Consider the following 15,610-nt stretch of genomic DNA (forward strand, 5'->3'; position numbering starts at 1 on the left):
GGTCAGCTGTCGCCCCGGCGCTGCCACCGGAAGGTGCGCACCCCGATCACCAGGCCGATCACCAGCCACACCACGAGCACCAGTGCGACCAGGCCCAGCTCCCACGACCCGGCGGGTTCCAGTGCCGCCGCGCCGTCCGGCAGGAACACCGACCGCATCCCCTGCGCCATCCACTTCAGCGGGAAGATCGAGGAGACTTCCTGCATCCAGCTGGGCAGCTGGAAGAAGCTGAAGAACACGCCGGAGATGAACTGCAGGACCAGCACCACCGGTGTCACGACCGCGCTCGCGGACTTGGCGGACCGGGGCAGCGAGGAGAAGCCGACGCCGCAGATCGTGCCGGTGGCGGTGCCGAGCAGGAAGACCCAGGCCAGGGTGAACCAGCGCTCCGGGCTGTCCGGCAGACTCACATCGAACAGCAACGCCGCCACCGCCAGCAGCAACGCCAGCTGGACCAGCGAGGTGACGAGCACCTGCCCGACCTTGCCCAGGAAGTACGACGCCGGGGGCAGCGGGGTGCCGCGCAGCCGCTTCAGTCCGCCCCGGTCCCGTTCGGCCGCGATGTCCAGCGCCATCGACTGGAAGGAGCTGAGCAGGATGCCGGTGGCGATCATCCCGGGCAGGAAGTACTGCGCGAACGGGATGTCGTCCCCGACGGTCGCCCCGCCCTGGCCGAAGACCGTGGCGAAGATCGCCAGCATGATCACCGGGTAGGCGAAGATGAAGATCACCGCGTCGCGCTCGCGGAAGAAGCTGCGCACCTCGTAGCGGGTGCGCTGCCAGCCCAGTCGCATCGTGGTCATCGCACTGACTCCTTCGCGTCGACCAGCGACAGGTAGATGTCCTCCAGGGTGGGCCGCAGCACCTGCAGCCCGGGGATCTCGGTGAACCGTCCGGCCAGCTCCGCGACCACGGCGGTCGGGGTGTCGGTGCGGACCTCGCGGTGTTCGCCGTCCTCGACCCAGCGCACCATCGCCTGCCGGGCGTTGCGGTCGCCCAGGTCGGCGGGCGCCCCGGTGGCCACCACCCGACCGTCGCTGACCACCACGGCCCGGTCGGCGAGCTGCTCCGCCTCGTCCAGGTAGTGGGTGGTGAGCAGGATCGCGGTGCCGTCGTCGCGCAGGCCGGCGATCAGCTCCCAGAACGCGCGCCGGGCCTCCGGGTCGAAGCCGGTGGTCGGCTCGTCCAGGAACAGCAGCTCCGGGCTGCCGACGATCCCGAGGGCGACGTCCAGCCGTCGGCGCTGCCCACCGGAGAGCGCACCGGCCCGGGTCTTCGCCTTCTCCCGCAGGCCGACGGCGTCGATCACCTGCTCCGGGTCCCGGGGGCGGGGGTAGAACGTGGCCCAGTGGTGCACCAGCTCGGTGACGGTGGCCTCGTCCAGGTCGCTGCTGGACTGCAGCACGATCCCGATCCGGGCCCGCCAGTCCCGTCCGGCGGTCTGCGGGTCCTGGCCGAGCACGGTGACCTCACCGGCGTCGCGGTGACGGTAGCCCTCCAGGATCTCCACCGTGGTGGTCTTCCCGGCACCGTTCGGCCCGAGCACCGCGACGATCTCCCCGCGGGCCACCTCCAGGTCGAGGCCGTCGACGGCATGCTTGTCGCCGTATCGCTTGTGCAGTCCGCGCACCCGGACCGCGAGTTCGTCTGTCATGCCCACCAGCCTGCCGAGCGGGTGGGGTGGAGCGGGACGACCGGAGGAGGGGACCTGGTGTCCACCGATCGGTGGACGGGCGGCTCAGTCCGCGTCGGCGAGCAGCGCCTGGATCCGGCGCACGCCCTCGACCAGGTCCTCGTCCCCCAGGGCGTACGACAGCCGCAGGTAGCCCGACGGACCGAAGGCCTCACCGGGCACCACGGCGACCTCGGCCTGGTCCAGGATCAGCGCCGCGAGCTCCGCCGAAGTGGTCGGGGTGACGCCGCGGATGGTGCGGCCCAGCACCCCCGTGACCGAGGGGTAGGCGTAGAACGCGCCCTGCGGCACCGGGACCAGCACCCCGTCGATGGCCGCCAGCATCTCGACCATGGTGCGTCGCCGCCGGTCGAAGGCGGTGCGCATGGCGTGCACGGCCGACAGATCACCGGTCAGCGCCGCCACCGCCGCCCGCTGGGAGACGTTCGCGACGTTCGAGCTCAGGTGCGACTGCAGATTGGTCGCCGCCGTGATGACGTCCTGCGGGCCGATCATCCAGCCCACCCGCCAGCCGGTCATCGCGTAGGTCTTGGCGACGCCGTTCAGCACCACGGTGGTGTCGGCCAGCTCGGGCACGGCGCGCACGATCGGCGTGGCGACGGCACCGTCGTAGACCAGGTGCTCGTAGATCTCGTCGGTGATCACCCAGATCCCGTGCTCCAGTGCCCAACGGCCGATCTGCTCGGTCTGCTCCGGGGTGTAGACGGCGCCGGTCGGGTTGGACGGCGACACGAAGAGCACCACCTTGGTGCGCGGGGTGCGCGCCGCCTCCAGCTGCTCGACGGTGACCCGGTAGTCCTGGTCCTCGCCGGCGAAGACCTCCACCGGAACGCCGCCCGCGAGCCGGATCGCCTCCGGATAGGTGGTCCAGTAGGGGGCGGGCAGCAGCACCTCGTCGCCCGGGTCGAGCAGGGTGGCGAACGCCTGGTAGACGGCCTGCTTGCCACCGTTGGTGATCAGGACCTGGCTCGGCGAGACCTCGTAGCCCGAGTCGCGCAGCGTCTTGGCCGCCACCGCCTCGCGCAGCACCGGCAGCCCGGCGGCGGGGGAGTAGCGGTGGTTCGCGGGATCGTGCACGGCGCGCGCCGCCGCCTCGACGATGTAGTCCGGCGTCGGGAAGTCGGGTTCACCGGCACCGAAGCCGATCACCGGGCGACCGGCCGCCTTGAGCGCCTTCGCCTTCGCATCCACCGCCAAGGTCGCGGACTCCGCGATGCTGCCGATCCGGGTGGAGACCCGGCGGGGACGGTCGGCGGGGACGGGGCTGGAGGCGGCGTGCGCGGTCACGGGAACCATCCTGTCAGACCGGGTTCGATTCTGACGCGTGCGTCGCGTACAGTGGTCCCTCGGTGGTTGACCTCCGCCATGATGAGCCGTGCCCAGCGCGGAGCCTCGTGGCATGGGACGCCGCCGTAGGGCAGTGGCGCAATTGGTAGCGCACCGGTCTCCAAAACCGGCGGTTGCGAGTTCGAGTCTCGCCTGCCCTGCGCGTGTGGTCACGGCCCGCCGCTCCGTGACACGGACGGCGGTTCGATCGCTGGCCACCGATGATCAGACGCCGCACGGCGTCGCCTAGACGTAGGGGAACGAACCGTGAGCGAATCGGCACCGGTGGCGGCGTCCGGCGCGGACGAGCCGACCCGGACCACCAAGTCCGGCGGCAAGACCGGCACGCCCGAGAAGCGTCGCGGACTGTTCGCGCGGATCGCGTTGTTCATCCGCCAGGTGGTCGCCGAGCTCAAGAAGGTCGTCTGGCTGACCCGCTCCGACCTGGTCACCTACACGATCGTGGTGCTGGTCTTCGTGGCCGTCGTCATGGCCTTCGTGACCGTGGTCGACCTGGGCATCGGACAGCTCACCCGGTGGATCTTCGGCGGCTGACGCCGACCGTCCCCCTCTTCATCCGCAGCAGAAAGCAGGTCAGTACGTGTCGCAGGAATCGCAGGAGCCCGAGGTCGGCGCCGCAGCTGACGCGGCCCAGCTCGACGATGCCCTGACGTCGGTGCAGGCCACGGAGGACGAGGCCGCGATCGAAGCAGCCGACGCCGTGGGCGACGAGGCAGCCGAGCCGCAGGAGCTGGCCGAGGACGACGAGGTCGTGGAGGCCGAGCCTGAGTCCGACGTCGACGAGGACCCGGTGGCGGCGTTCAAGGCGCAGCTGCGGTCCCAGCTCGGTGACTGGTACGTCATCCACTCCTACGCCGGGTACGAGAACCGGGTGAAGGCGAACCTGGAGAACCGCACCCAGTCGCTGAACATGGAGGACTTCATCTACCAGGTGGAGGTCCCCATGGAAGAGGTCGTGGAGATCAAGAACGCGCAGCGCAAGGTCGTGCGCCGCGTCCGGATCCCCGGCTACGTCCTGGTGCGGATGGACCTGACCGACGAGTCGTGGGGCGCCGTCCGGCACACCCCGGGCGTGACCGGGTTCGTGGGCCACACCCACCAGCCGGTGCCGCTGACCCTCGACGAGGTCTTCTCCATGCTGGCCCCGACCATCGAGGAGAAGGCTCCGGCCGCCGCCTCCGGTGGGCAGGCGCAGTCCGGCAAGAGCGCCACCCCGATCGAGGTCGACTTCACCGTCGGCGAGTCGGTCACCGTCACCGACGGTGCCTTCGACACGCTGCCGGCCACGATCTCCGAGATCAACCCCGAGAACCAGAAGCTCAAGGTCCTCGTCTCCATCTTCGGCCGGGAGACCCCGGTCGAGCTGTCGTTCAGCCAGGTCGCCAAGATCTGAGCCCCAGGGCGGCCTGAGCCGCCCGCGACGGCACTGCAACCGGGTCATCGCCCACGGCGTCGGTCCACGAACAAGGAAGGGGATGGCGCATGCCTCCCAAGAAGAAGGTCACCGGCCTTATCAAGCTCCAGATCAACGCGGGTGCCGCGACCCCGGCCCCCCCGATCGGTCCGGCCCTCGGTGCCGCCGGTGTGAACATCATGGAGTTCTGCAAGGCCTACAACGCGGCCACCGAGTCGCAGCGCGGCAACGTGATCCCGGTGGAGATCACGGTCTACGAGGACCGTTCCTTCACCTTCATCACCAAGACCCCGCCGGCCGCCGAGATGATCAAGAAGGCCGCCGGTGTGGCCAAGGGTTCCCCGACCCCGCACACCGTCAAGGTCGCCTCGATCTCGGCCGACCAGGTGCGCGAGATCGCCACCACCAAGATGCCGGACCTGAACGCGAACGACATCGAGCAGGCGATGAAGATCGTCGCCGGCACCGCTCGGTCCATGGGCATCACCGTCAACGACTGACACCGCTTGATGCGAGCGCCGGATCGCCCGGCGTTCGTAGTGGCAGGGCCAGTGCGGCCCGATGACCACGACTGCTCACGATTGGGAGAAGCAGATGGCAAAGCACAGCAAGGCATACCGCGCCGCGCTCGAGAAGATCGAGCCGGGCGAGGTCTACAACCCGCTGCAGGCGATCCGCCTGGCCCAGGCGACGTCGACCACCAAGTACGACGCGACCGTCGAGGTCGCCATGCGTCTCGGTGTCGACCCGCGTAAGGCCGACCAGATGGTCCGTGGCACGGTCAACCTGCCGCACGGCACCGGCAAGACCGCTCGCGTCATCGTCTTCGCCACCGGCGAGCGTGCCGAGCAGGCCCGTGAGGCCGGCGCGGACGAGGTCGGCGGCGACGAGCTGATCGAGAAGGTGGCCGGCGGCTGGACCGGCTTCGACTCCGCGGTCGCCACCCCGGACCTGATGGGCAAGGTCGGTCGTCTCGGTAAGGTGCTGGGCCCGCGTGGTCTGATGCCGAACCCGAAGACCGGCACCGTCACCATGGACGTGGCCAAGGCCGTGTCCGACATCAAGGGCGGAAAGATCGAGTTCCGCGTCGACAAGCACTCCAACCTGCACTTCATCATCGGCAAGACCTCGTTCTCCGATGTGCAGCTGGTGGAGAACTACGCCGCCGCGCTGGAGGAGATCCTGCGTCTGAAGCCGTCCGCGTCGAAGGGTCGCTACATCTCCAAGGCGACCATCTCGACCACCAACGGCCCCGGCATCCTGGTCGACCAGTCCAAGACCCGGAACCTCACCTCCGAGGAGGACGCTGCCTGAGGTAGCGCCCCACTCGAACGAACGGCCCCGGCCCCCCGTGAGGGGGACCGGGGCCGTTCGTCATGCACCGACGGGTGAGGAGCCCGTCGGGTCAGTGGTGGTGCTCTTCGGTCGGAAGCCCATGACTGCCGTGCGGCACAGCGTGCTCGCCGGCAGTGGTCGCCGCCAGTCCGGGGACGATGACGGCGGCGATCAGCATCGCGCCGACGAACAGCGCGAGGGCCAGGCGTCCTGCGGGCGGGGCACTCTGCTCGACCCCGCACCGCAGATGGAGGGCGGTGAGCACCGCCGCGCCCAGCCCGAGGGCCAGGGCGGAGGCCTCCGCCGCGGTGAGTGCGGTCCCGGTGAGCGGGGCGCTCAACAGGACCGCGGGTGCCAGCACCACCAGCGTCAGGGTGGCCGGGCGCGGTCGGGGGAGGGTGCCGCGCAGGGCGAGCACCGCCCACCCGATCCCGAGGGCCCCCGCCACGGTCAGCGCGATGCCGACCGGGAGGTGGTGGTCCAGGTGCCCGGCACCGATGCCGAGGGTGACCAGCCCGAACCCGAGGGCAGCCAGTGCCGCCCACATCCGGGTGGCCGTGGGCAGCACCGCACCGGTGGCCCGCTCCCGGGTTCGGAGGTCGGTCAGCCGGAGCTGACCGACATGGGCGGTGGTCATGCCCGGGCCGGCGCCACGGTCTTGTCGGCACCCAGACCCACGGCCAGGAGCAGGATCGCCGAGCCGAGGTGCAGCACGTTGTCGGCACCGTTCAGCGCAATGATGTTCGCCGAGGAGTTGACCAGGAACAGACCGACGATGCCGACCAGCAGGTAGACGGCGCCGACCGCGGTGTTGGCGGACTTGGCGGCGCGGACCGACGAGGCGGCACCGGCCACCAGCAGGGCGCCGATCAGCAGGTGGATGATGTTGTGCAGCGGGTTGACCTCGAACACGATCAGCAGCTTGCCCTCGGTCCCGGCGAAGTCGACGCCGGAGGTGATGAAGAAGCCGACGATGCCGACCAGCAGGTAGACCACGCCGAAGATGCCGCCGACCAGGCGGTTCACAGAGTTGCTCATGATGGTGTCCTCTCCTCCCGGGGCCCGGTGGACCCCGAACGCGCGTGCACCGGTGTGCACGACCGAGGTTCGGAGTCTGCTGTGGATCGGATGGGTGAGCATCCGGGGAGAGTTTCGGCCCGGGGCTGGACGGCTCCGGACAGGTACGGGAGGGTGGGGACATGTTGGTCGCGTTCTCGGTGTCCCCACTCGGTGCAGGTGAGTCCGTGGCGGCGGCGGTGGCCGACGCCGTCCGGGTGGTCCGGGAGTCCGGGCTGCCGCATCGGACGGATGCGATGTTCACCACCATCGAGGGCGAGTGGGACGAGTGCATGGACGTGGTGCGCCGGGCCTCCGAGGCCGTCGGGGCGCACGCCGGTCGGGTGAGTCTGGTGCTCAAGGCGGACATCCGCCCCGGCCACACCGGTGAGCTGACCGGCAAGCTGGAACGACTGGAAGCCGAACTCGAGCGCTAGGGCCGCCGCAGCGGAGCGTGGACATGCTGTGCAGAAGGTCCACGTTCGACCGGCTGCTGCCCGGCGGGATGAAAGACTTCGGTGCGGCGACCCGGGTACTCGGGTCAGGGGATGCAAGTGGGATGGAGCAACCGACGAATGGCGATCTTCGAGCTCGACGACGGCCACGGCACGCTCGTCCAGCCGATGCGGCCCAGTGCCGACTCCTTCGACCGCGACGCCGCGGCTCTGGTGGCGGAGAACGCCGGTGAGCTGATCGGTGAGCCGGTGCTGACGGTGCGTGAGATCGGGGCCGGCGACGGCTCCCAGTTGCTCGCCCTGGACGCTGCCGCCCAACCGGTGGTGGTGGAGGCCGTGCAGCTGCTCGACGCCAGCACCCTGCTGCGCGCGCTGCGGCACGCCGGTGGTGCCGCACGGATGAGCCGCTCGGACATCGCCCGGTTGTACCGCGGTGGCCCCGAGGCGTTCGAGGCCGATCTGGCGGTGTTCCGGGACCGGGCGCCGCTGGTGCGTTCCGAGCGGACCGGCCGTGAGGGCGTGCGCCTGGTGTTGGTCTGCGGCGACATCGCCGAGGGCCTGCAGGAGGCGGTCGAGTACCTGACCTCCGGCACCCAGGTCGACGTGCTGCGGCTCGGCGTGACCGAGGGGCCCGGCGGTCGGCGCTATCTGGACGTCTCGCCGCTGCGCCCGGGCGCTCCGCGGGAGCGCCGTCCGGTGGAGCCGGGGTCGGCGACGGGTGCGATCCCGACCGTGTCCGCTCCTCCGACGGCCCGCGCCACGCCCACCGACACCACCGCCCGTTCCGAGGCCCCGGCCGGACCGGCCGCCCAGGTCGACGACCCGTCCCGTGCGGCCGCATCGGCACCGCCTCAGCCGACGCCCACCGCCACCGAGCGACCGTTGACCCGGCGTCGTCGCCACCACGGCGGCGCACCCGCGGTGCCGACCCCGGCCGGTGAGCCCCGACCGGTCCCCGCGGACGCGACCACGGTGATCCCCCCGGTGCGCGGCGACGGCCCGCTGCCCGAGCTCGCGGCGTTCGCGGCCGCCGAGCGGCAGCCGGTGGAGCTGCTGTGGGTGCGGGTCCGGCGCAACCAGCGGCTGACGGCGACCCTGCGCACCGACGGCATGATCGAACTCGAGGACGGCAGCCTGCACGCCGACCCGGGTCAGGCAGCGGTGTCCGCCGCCGATCTGGAGCGACCGGCCGACGGCTGGCGGCTGTGGCACCTCGGCGCCGACGGCCCGAGTCTGGGTGAGGCGGTCGGCGTCCTCTAGGGCGTCAGCGGGGTCACTCCCAGCCGTAGCCCGCGCACCAGCGAGCGATCTCCGCGTACAACCGTGCCCGCACGGGCGCCGGTGACAGCGTGAGGTCGTGCAGCCCCCCGGTGATCCGGACCACGGTCACCACCGGGCCGAGGTGCACTGCCCGCCGGACCAGCGACTCCACGTCCAGCACGGTGTCGGCACCGCGCATGTCCTCGTTCCACCACGGGCTGATCAGGCTGCGTGCGGAGGCCATCATCAGCACCGGCACCGTGATGTCCAGGCCGCGGGCGACCCGGGCGTGTCCGGCGATCACCGCTGCCAGCCAACCGGCCCGCACCGGGAAGGACGGGGTGGGCCGCCACTCGTCCTGGTAGGTCCACTCGCCGCCGTCGGCCTTGCGCACGGTGCGGGCGTAGAAGCCGGGGTCGACATTCGGCAGCGGCGCCTTGGGCTGCAGCTTCGCCAGTCGAGCCACTGCCGGGGCGCTGAAGTGCCGGACCACCGAGGAGCCCTGCAACTCCAGCCACGGGCTGTTCAGCACCAGACCGTGCACCCGCCCCGGGTGGCGGTCCACCCACAGCGTCGCGGTCAGGCCGCCGGTCGAGTGGCCCATCAGCATCACCCGGGCCGGGTCGCCGAGGTCCTGCTTGATCTGCGCGAGGGCCGCCTCGATGTCCTCGTCGTAGGTCGCCAGGTCGTCCACGTAACCGGGGGTCTGGTGCGGGCGCAGGCTGCGGCCGTACTTGCGCAGGTCGAGGGCGTAGAAGGCCACCCCCTGCCCGGACCAGAACTCGGCGAGTCCGGTCTGGAAGAAGTAGTCCGACCAGCCGTGCAGGTAGAGCACCGCCCGTGACGGCCGCAGCGGCTCGGGGGTGGGCGGCGCGTGCCGGACCAGAGTGGCGACCACCGCGCCCTCGTCGTCGTCGGCCAGCTCCAGGGTCAGTGCCCGGTAGTCCGGGCCGAGCACGTCCTGCTGCCACTCCTGCGTCACTGCGCCTCCCCGCCGACTGTCAGGACCACCTTGCCGAACTGGTCGCCGCGGGCCAAGCGTGCCAGCCCGTCGGCGGCCCGGGCGAGCGGATAGCTGCTGTCGACGATCGGTCGCACCCCGGTGCGGGCGCAGAACGCCAGCAGCGCCGCCAGGTCCTCCTTGCTGCCCATGGTGGCGCCCAGAACCTGGATCTCGGTGAAGAAGATCCGTTGCAGCTCCATCCGTTCCGGGTCACCGGTAGTCGCTCCGGCGACCACGATCCGTCCACCCGGACGCACCGACCGCACCGAGTGCGACCAGGTGGCGGCCCCGACCGTCTCGATCACCAGATCCGCCCGGGTGGGCAGCCGGTCACCGGGGGCGAGGGCGCCCGCAGCACCGAGGCCCAGGGCGCGCTCCCGGCGGGCCGCGTCGCGGCTGGTGACCCAGACTTCGAGCCCGGCGGCGGCGCCCAGCAGCAGGGCGGCCGTGGCGACACCGCCTCCGGCGCCCTGCACCAGCACCCGCTGACCGGGCTTCGCACCGCCGGTGGTGAACAGCATCCGATAGGCGGTCAACCAGGCGGTCGGCAGGCACGCGGCCTCCGCGAAGGACAACTCCGCGGGCTTGTCCACCAGGTTCCAGGTCGGCACGGCGGTGCGTTCGGCCAGGGTGCCGGGGTGGCGCTCGGACAGCAGCGACCGGGGCTCGTCCGGGCCGACGCCGTGGCCCGACCCGCCGCCGATCACCGCGTGCAGCACCACCTCGCGGCCGTCGGGGGTGACCCCGGCACCGTCGGTGCCCAGCACCATCGGCAGCTGCTCGGCCCGCAGACCCACGCCGCGCAGCGACCACAGGTCGTGCTGGTTCAGCGCCGCCGCCCGCAGGTCGACGGTGGTCCAGTGCTCCCGGGCCTCCGGCTCGGGATGCTCACCGACGGTGAGCCCTGCCAGCGGATCGTCGGGGTGGAAGGCGGTGACCTGTGCGGCGAGCATGCTGCGACCCTAGGCCGGTCAGAGCACCGGCAGCATGCGACCGAGGTCCGGCACCGCATCCGAGGAGAACCGGGGCACCAGCGCCGCCGCCATCACGTCGACGTCGTAGGGCACCCGCCCGGCGGCGAGCCGCACCCAGGTCAACGGCTGCGCCACCTCCAGATCCCAGCCGCCCCGGGCCACCACGATGGTCAGCAGCTCCCGGGCCACCAGGTCCAGGGCGTCGCCGTCGATCGGGCCACCCGACTGCACGCCGTCGCCGAGCCCGCCGATCGGGCCCAGCCCACCCGGCACCCCCGGCAGCGGACCGATCCCGTCGCCCAGTTCCGCCCGGCTGCCCGGTGCCGCGCCCCGGGAGCGGGCCAGCGACCGTTGCAGGTCGTCGGCGTGCACCACCAGCTCGGTGATCCGGGAGGCCAGCATGGTGGACAGCAGCACCGGTCCACGCCGGGCCAGCACCACCCGGTCCTCCGGTCCGAGCTCGCGCGCACGCGCCAGGGCTGCCCGCGCGCGCTCGTCCACCTGCCGCAGCGGGTCGTCGGCGATCTCCTCCGCCAGGTCCCGGGTCACCGCCGCGATGTCGGCTGCCCGCCCGGCGTAGCCCCCGAGGTACTCGGCCAGCGTCGCGGGCACCGTGCCTTCCGGTGCGGGCTCGCACACCGCCAGTGCCTCCATCGCCCGGCCCAGGTGGGCGACCAGCTCGGCGACCGTCCACCCGTCCAGCACCGAGGCCGATCCGCGCTCGCGGACGGTGACGGCGGTGCCGACCCAGTCGCGCAGGGTGTCCCACTGGCGGGCCAGCAGGTCGATCCGGGCGGCGAGGTCGTCAGGGCGCAGGCGCATGGGGACAGGGTCGCACGCGGATCACTCCGGGTGCCCGGTGCTCTCCAGGTGCCCCCGCACCATCGGCCCCAGCTGCTCGAACTCGATCAGGAACCCGTCGTGCCCGTAGGGCGTGTGCAGGGTGTGCAGCGGCGCGGCACCGGGCACTCCGGCGGCGATCCGGGCCGACTGTTCGGGCAGGAAGAGCCGGTCGGAGTCGACGGCGACGACCAGGGTGCGGGCGGTGATCTGGCGCAGCGCCGCCTCGACGCCGCCCCGGTCCCGGCCGATGTCGTGGGTGATCATCGAGCGGGTGAGCACGGCGTAGGTGTTGGCGTCGAACCGGCGGGCGAGTTTGTCGCCGTGGTGGTCCAGGTAGGACTGGACCGCGAACCGGCCGCCGGACAGCGGCTGCTCGCCGCCCTGCGGGAACCGGCCGAACCGGGTGTTGAGCTCCTCGGCGCTGCGGTAGGTCTGGTGCGCGATCTGCCGGGCCAGGCCGAGCCCGGCGTGCGGACCGTCGCCGTCGGCCGCGTCGTAGTAGTCGCCGCCCCGGAACCGGGGGTCGGCGGTCAGCGCGGTGAGCTGGGTGTGGAAGGACGCGATCTGGTCGCCGGAGGTCTGGGCACTGGTGGCGATCGCGGCCAGCGACCGGACCCGGTCCGGGGCGGTGACGGCCCATTCGAGGGCGCGCTGCCCACCCATCGAGGCACCGACCACCAGGGCCCAGGACCGGATGCCCAGCGCGTCGGCCAGCCGCAGTTCGGCCGCCACCTGGTCCCGGACAGTCAGCTGCGGGAACCGGCTGCCCCAGGGGCGGCCGTCGTCGGGGTGCGGGGAGGACGGGCCGGTGCTGCCCTGGCAGCCGCCGAGCACGTTGGGGGCGACCACGAACCAGCGGTCGGTGTCGATCGGGGCGCCGGGCCCGACCAGGGTGGACCACCACCCGGGGGTGGGGTGGCCGGGTCCGGCGTCCCCGGTGACATGGGCGTCACCGGTGAGGGCGTGTAGCACCAGCACGGCGTTCGACCGATCGGGGGCGAGGGTGCCCCAGGTCTCGTAGGCCAGCCGGACCCCGGGCAGGAAGCCATCGGCCTCCAGCGCCAGGGGGCCGAGGTCGACGAACCGCCGACGGCCCACCGGGTCGCCCTCGCGCCAGGCGGAGGACGCCCGGGGCGGGCCCTCGGGCACGATGCGGGGGCTCGCCACGCGGTGCTGCGGCATCAGGCTCCCTTGGCGGCGCGGAACCCGGCGTCCAGGTCGGCGAGGATGTCCTCGATCCCCTCCAGGCCGACGGCGAGCCGGACCAGCCCCGGGGTGACGCCGGACTGCGCCTGCTCCTCCGGGGTGAGCTGGCTGTGGGTGGTCGAGGCGGGGTGGATGACCAGCGACCGGACGTCGCCGATGTTGGCGACGTTGGAGTGCAGTTCCAGGGCGGAGACGAACGCCTGCCCGGCGGCCGCACCCCCGGCGATCTCGAAGGCCAGCACCGCGCCGGTGCCGCGCGGCGCGTACTTGCGGCCCAGCTCGTACTGCGGGTGGCTCGGCAGCCCGGCGTAGGTCACCGACAGCACGTCGTCCCGCGCCTCCAGCCACTCGGCGACCCGCTGTGCGTTGGCGACGTGCCGCTCGATCCGCAGCGAGAGCGTCTCCAGGCCCTGGGCGATCAGGAAGGCGTTGAACGGGCTGATCGCCGCCCCCAGGTCGCGGAGCAGCTGGACCCGCGCGCGCAGGACGTAGGACAGGTTCACCCCGAAGGCGCCGTCCTTGCCCAGGTCCCGGGCGAACACCAGGCCGTCGTAGGACGGGTCGGGCTGGTTGAACGAGGGGTAGCGCTCGGGGTCGGCGCCGTAGTCGAAGGTGCCGCCGTCGACGATCACGCCGCCGATCGCCGTGCCGTGGCCGCCCAGGTACTTGGTCGCCGAGTGCACCACCACGTCGGCACCGTGCTCCAGCGGCCGGATCAGGTAGGGGGTGGCGACCGTGTTGTCCACGATCAGCGGCACACCCGCCTCGTGGGCGATCCCGGCGACCGTCTCGATGTCGAGCACGTCCTGCTTGGGGTTGGGCACCGACTCGGCGTAGAAGGCCTTGGTGTTCGGTCGCACCGCGTCGCGCCATGCCTGCGGGTCCTGCGGGTCGGAGACGAAGGTGGTCTCGATCCCGAGCCGGGGCAGCGTGTAGTGCAGCAGGTTGTAGGTGCCGCCGTACAGGCTGGGGCTGGCGACGATGTGGCTGCCGGCCTCGGCGACGTTGAGGATCGCGTAGGTCTCGGCTGCCTGGCCGCTGGCGACCAGCAGGGCGCCGACCCCGCCTTCCAGGGCGGCGATCCGGTTCTCGACCACCTCGACGGTGGGGTTGCCGATCCGGGTGTAGATCGGGCCGAGGTCCTTGAGGGCGAACCGGTCGGCGGCGACCCCGGCGTCGGGGAACACGTAGCTGGTGGTCTGGTAGATCGGCAGCGCGCGGGCGCCGGTGGTCGGGTCCGGGGTCTGGCCGGCGTGGATCTGCTGGGTCTCGAAGGACCACTGCTGCGACATGGTTTCTCCTGGGGTGTGCGGGGCGGGGCTGCTTCGGGGGAGCGGGGCGCACGCCGCGGTGCCAAGAGGGTGCCGGATGCCACTGGCCGGATTCCGGCCCACGGGCACAGCCGAGCGTGCGCTGGTCAGCGACACATTCGGCAGGTCATGTCTGGACCCTACGACCGACGATCCACCAGATGGAACCGGCGTCTTGCCCAGTGAGATGGGCTACCCGTCGGCACCTGGATGGGTGAAAGTCTGTCCGATTCGTCCCGAATGTTACTGCTGTGACGTCAGTGAAAACTGTGACGACAGTTCACTTCTGTGAAGAAGGCGGGTAGCGTCGCCGCGGAACACCTGACTGATGTGAGAGGGACGGCTCTGTGAGGCAACCGAATCGTCGGCGGACCGGGCGCGCGGCCGCCGCGGTGATCGCCGCGGCACTGCTCGTCGTCCCCGGCAGCATGGCCATGGCCGACCCGGACGTCAGCGACAACGACGTCCGTCAGGCACAGCAGGCCGAGGCCAGTGCGGCCGACTCTGTGGCCGACATCGAGGTGCGGCTGGCCCAGCTGTCCGCCACCAGCGACCAGGCCCAGATCGCCGTGCAGCAGGCGGCCGAGGCCTACGCCCAGGCGCAGGCCGACCTGGCCACCGCCCAGCAGGCGGCCACCGACGCCGAGTCCAAGTACGCGGGTGCGCAGGACGACCTGGAGTCCGCGCGCTCCACCCTGGTCGCCATCGCCCGTGAGGCGGCCCGCAACGGCGGGTCGATGGACGACCTGCAGGCGGTGCTCTCCGCCGAGGGCCTGGAGGACGTCGTCGCCCGCAGCGAGGCGCTCGGTCTGGTCAGCACCAAGGCCGATCAGGCAGTGCAGTCCTACCGGGCGGCCGACCAGGTCGCGAGCACTCTGAAGGAGGAGGCCGACGCCGCGCAGACCGCGAAGCAGTCGGCCGCCGACGCCGCACAGTCCACGCTCACCGCGGCCGAGGACGCCCAGTCCGACGCGGATGCCGCGGTCGCCAGTGCCGCCGCCCAGCGCCAGTCCCTGATCCAGCAGCTCGCCGCCGCGCGGAACACCACCGCCGAGGTCGAGCAGCAGCGTCAGGACCAGATCGACGCCGAGCGCCAGGCCCAGGCCGAGGCTGCCGCCCGCACCGAGCGCGCCGCCGAGCCCGCCCCGACCCAGTCGGCACCGTCCGCACCCGCAACACCGTCGGCTCCCGGGCCGAGCACCCCGGCGGCGCCGAGCACGCCGTCGAACCCCGCCGCTCCGGCTGCCCCGAGCAACCCGGCCCCGAGCAACCCGACCCCGGTCACGCCGGCCCCGAGCAAGCCGAGCGTGCCGAGCGGCAGCTCCTCCGGCTCGGCCAGCTCGGCGGAGACCGCCATCGCCTGGGCGAAGACGCAGCTGGGCAAGCCCTACATCTGGGGTGGCACCGGCCCGACCGGTTATGACTGCTCCGGGCTGACCCAGGGCGCCTGGCGTTCGGCCGGGGTGAGCCTGAACCGCACCTCCCGCGACCAGTACCGCCAGGTGCAGAAGATCAGCTACAACGAGCTGCGGCCCGGCGACCTGATCTTCTACGGCACCAATGCCAACGACGCGAGCAGCATCTACCACGTCGCGATGTTCATCGGGAACGGTCAGATGATCGAGGCCCCGAAGCCCGGCGACGTGGTGAAGATCGCCTCGGTGCGCTGGTCGAACTCGATGGCCTACGCCGGCCGTCCCTGAGCACCCAGCAC

Annotated in this window: 17 protein-coding genes and 1 tRNA gene; 8 read left to right on the forward strand and 10 right to left on the reverse strand. The window is 71.9% G+C overall.

What is annotated here, in order from left to right:
- Window positions 1-2: 2 nt before the first annotated feature.
- From HGK68_RS01870 to HGK68_RS01880, 3 genes are all read right to left on the reverse strand, one after another.
- On the reverse strand, window positions 3-803 hold the full coding sequence (locus HGK68_RS01870; RefSeq protein WP_169164430.1) for an ABC transporter permease: 801 nt from the start codon (window positions 801-803) through the stop codon (window positions 3-5).
- On the reverse strand, window positions 800-1,654 hold the full coding sequence (locus tag HGK68_RS01875; RefSeq protein WP_169164431.1) for an ABC transporter ATP-binding protein: 855 nt from the start codon (window positions 1,652-1,654) through the stop codon (window positions 800-802). Before HGK68_RS01875 ends, HGK68_RS01870 begins: the two co-directional genes overlap by 4 nt.
- 84 nt (window positions 1,655-1,738) lie before the next feature.
- Window positions 1,739-2,989 (reverse strand): pyridoxal phosphate-dependent aminotransferase, encoded by a 1,251-nt coding sequence (locus HGK68_RS01880; RefSeq protein ID WP_169164432.1) that lies wholly within the window; start codon window positions 2,987-2,989, stop codon window positions 1,739-1,741.
- A 118-nt stretch (window positions 2,990-3,107) separates the two neighbouring features.
- Here HGK68_RS01880 and HGK68_RS01885 point away from each other — a divergent pair.
- From HGK68_RS01885 to rplA, 5 genes are all read left to right on the forward strand, one after another.
- Window positions 3,108-3,180 (forward strand) — tRNA-Trp (locus HGK68_RS01885).
- A 106-nt stretch (window positions 3,181-3,286) separates the two neighbouring features.
- Window positions 3,287-3,574: a preprotein translocase subunit SecE gene (gene secE, locus HGK68_RS01890; protein WP_169164433.1), complete on the forward strand. Its 288-nt coding sequence runs from the start codon at window positions 3,287-3,289 to the stop codon at window positions 3,572-3,574.
- A 46-nt stretch (window positions 3,575-3,620) separates the two neighbouring features.
- The gene (nusG, locus tag HGK68_RS01895) at window positions 3,621-4,433 is read left to right on the forward strand and encodes a transcription termination/antitermination protein NusG (protein WP_169164434.1); all 813 of its coding nucleotides are present in this window, start codon (window positions 3,621-3,623) and stop codon (window positions 4,431-4,433) included.
- Between the two features lie 89 nt (window positions 4,434-4,522).
- Entirely contained in the window at window positions 4,523-4,954 is a 432-nt protein-coding gene (rplK, locus tag HGK68_RS01900) for a 50S ribosomal protein L11 (RefSeq protein ID WP_169164435.1), read from the forward strand.
- A gap of 94 nt (window positions 4,955-5,048) precedes the next feature.
- Entirely contained in the window at window positions 5,049-5,768 is a 720-nt protein-coding gene (gene rplA, locus HGK68_RS01905; RefSeq protein WP_169164436.1) for a 50S ribosomal protein L1, read from the forward strand.
- Between the two features lie 91 nt (window positions 5,769-5,859).
- On the opposite strand, the gene HGK68_RS01910 is transcribed toward rplA, so the two are convergent.
- Entirely contained in the window at window positions 5,860-6,426 is a 567-nt protein-coding gene (locus HGK68_RS01910; RefSeq protein WP_169164437.1) for a hypothetical protein, read from the reverse strand.
- Window positions 6,423-6,827 carry a DUF4383 domain-containing protein gene (locus HGK68_RS01915; RefSeq protein ID WP_169164438.1) on the reverse strand — a complete coding sequence of 135 codons (405 nt, stop codon included), beginning with the start codon at window positions 6,825-6,827 and terminating at the stop codon, window positions 6,423-6,425. Before HGK68_RS01915 ends, HGK68_RS01910 begins: the two co-directional genes overlap by 4 nt.
- Before the next feature lie 161 nt (window positions 6,828-6,988).
- On the opposite strand from HGK68_RS01915, the gene HGK68_RS01920 reads away from it, so the two are divergent.
- A complete protein-coding gene (locus tag HGK68_RS01920; protein WP_169164439.1) occupies window positions 6,989-7,282 on the forward strand; it encodes a thiamine-binding protein in 294 nt (97 codons plus the stop codon).
- A 138-nt stretch (window positions 7,283-7,420) separates the two neighbouring features.
- Window positions 7,421-8,560 carry a hypothetical protein gene (locus HGK68_RS01925; protein ID WP_169164440.1) on the forward strand — a complete coding sequence of 380 codons (1,140 nt, stop codon included), beginning with the start codon at window positions 7,421-7,423 and terminating at the stop codon, window positions 8,558-8,560.
- A 13-nt stretch (window positions 8,561-8,573) separates the two neighbouring features.
- On the opposite strand, the gene HGK68_RS01930 is transcribed toward HGK68_RS01925, so the two are convergent.
- From HGK68_RS01930 to HGK68_RS01950, 5 genes are read right to left on the reverse strand one after another with little or no spacing between them, the layout of a single operon-like run.
- Window positions 8,574-9,542 (reverse strand): alpha/beta hydrolase, encoded by a 969-nt coding sequence (locus tag HGK68_RS01930; protein ID WP_169164441.1) that lies wholly within the window; start codon window positions 9,540-9,542, stop codon window positions 8,574-8,576.
- Window positions 9,539-10,516 (reverse strand): zinc-binding dehydrogenase, encoded by a 978-nt coding sequence (locus HGK68_RS01935; protein WP_169164442.1) that lies wholly within the window; start codon window positions 10,514-10,516, stop codon window positions 9,539-9,541. The genes HGK68_RS01930 and HGK68_RS01935 overlap by 4 nt, the downstream gene beginning before the upstream one ends.
- Before the next feature lie 18 nt (window positions 10,517-10,534).
- Window positions 10,535-11,359, reverse strand: a complete 825-nt coding sequence (locus tag HGK68_RS01940; protein ID WP_169164443.1) for a maleylpyruvate isomerase N-terminal domain-containing protein — start codon at window positions 11,357-11,359, stop codon at window positions 10,535-10,537.
- Between the two features lie 21 nt (window positions 11,360-11,380).
- Complete coding sequence (gene metX, locus HGK68_RS01945) at window positions 11,381-12,562, reverse strand: homoserine O-acetyltransferase MetX (protein WP_169164444.1); 1,182 nt, start codon at window positions 12,560-12,562, stop codon at window positions 11,381-11,383.
- On the reverse strand, window positions 12,562-13,878 hold the full coding sequence (locus HGK68_RS01950; RefSeq protein WP_169164445.1) for a bifunctional o-acetylhomoserine/o-acetylserine sulfhydrylase: 1,317 nt from the start codon (window positions 13,876-13,878) through the stop codon (window positions 12,562-12,564). Before HGK68_RS01950 ends, metX begins: the two co-directional genes overlap by 1 nt.
- A gap of 365 nt (window positions 13,879-14,243) precedes the next feature.
- Between HGK68_RS01950 and HGK68_RS01955 the strand changes: the two genes are divergently transcribed.
- The gene (locus tag HGK68_RS01955; RefSeq protein ID WP_169164446.1) at window positions 14,244-15,599 is read left to right on the forward strand and encodes a C40 family peptidase; all 1,356 of its coding nucleotides are present in this window, start codon (window positions 14,244-14,246) and stop codon (window positions 15,597-15,599) included.
- Window positions 15,600-15,610: the final 11 nt, after the last annotated feature.

This window comes from Cellulomonas taurus, from assembly GCF_012931845.1.
Lineage (GTDB): Bacteria > Actinomycetota > Actinomycetes > Actinomycetales > Cellulomonadaceae > Cellulomonas > Cellulomonas taurus.